General features: G+C 49.2%; 1 protein-coding gene. It reads right to left on the reverse strand.

Going from position 1 to position 959, the window contains the following annotated elements; genetic code table 11:
• The coding region (locus tag B3M51_RS09690; protein ID WP_292758653.1) for a DEAD/DEAH box helicase at positions 1-839 on the reverse strand (839 nt) is incomplete at its 3' end.
• Positions 840-959 lie beyond the last annotated feature (120 nt).

A 959-nucleotide genomic window follows, 5' to 3' on the forward strand; every position in this document is an offset into this window, starting at 1 on the left:
TGATCAAAATCACCATGTAACAGCTGAGCAGAGATATTCTGTGACTGTAACCAGTCGCAGACTTCTTCAGCACGGATTTTTTTATTACAGAATACTAAGGCGCGTTGGCAGGCCGGTGCGTTGATAAATGCCAGTAATAAAGCCTGTTTATGTTCACGATTATCAGCCAGGAACACCTGCTGAGTAACATTCTCTGCCAGTTGATTGGCCGCATTAATATGAATTTCCTGCGGGTCGGTAAGCAGTTCGTCGGCAAAAATTCTGACCCCACTGCCTGCCAAGGTTGCCGAGAACAGTCCGGCCTGAAATTTGGATTTAATCGCGGCGAGCGCCATCAGCACATCCGGTCCCTGGCCCATATCGAGCATGCGATCGGCTTCGTCAATAATGACCAGTTCAACTGCTGATAAATCGACTGATTCATCATTCACCAGACTTAACAGACGGCCGGGCGTAGCGATAATAATGTCGCATTGAGCAGTAGCATGCTGTACCTGCGCCCAGGGCGAGGCACCACCGGTCAGCATGGCGATGGTTGGTTTAAAGGCTTTACCGAGTTGATGAAACACGTGCTGGATCTGAAATGCCAGTTCGCGGGTGGGGGCGAGGATAAGAATACGAGCCTGATCGTGTTTATGCCGTTCATCATTGAGGCGCTGCAAAATAGGCAGAATAAAGGCCGCAGTTTTCCCGGTACCGGTCGCGGCGCAGGCCAATACATCCTGACCTGCCAATAGTGCCGGGATCGCCAATTGCTGGACCTCAGTCGGTTTTTCAAAACCACTGTCGCGCACAGCAGCAATCAATTCATCATCAAGGAATAAATCGTCAAATGTCATGGTGTTTATCTTATCAGTCGAAAGCGCCTGCGGGATTACAACAGGCAAAGAAGTGGCGGGCAATATACCACACTATGAAAAGTAACTCTGAATGCGGTAGGGCTTGTTGATCTTTCATAT

The organism is Methylophaga sp. UBA2689 (assembly GCA_002354555.1).
In the GTDB taxonomy this organism is placed as follows: Bacteria; Pseudomonadota; Gammaproteobacteria; order Nitrosococcales; family Methylophagaceae; genus Methylophaga.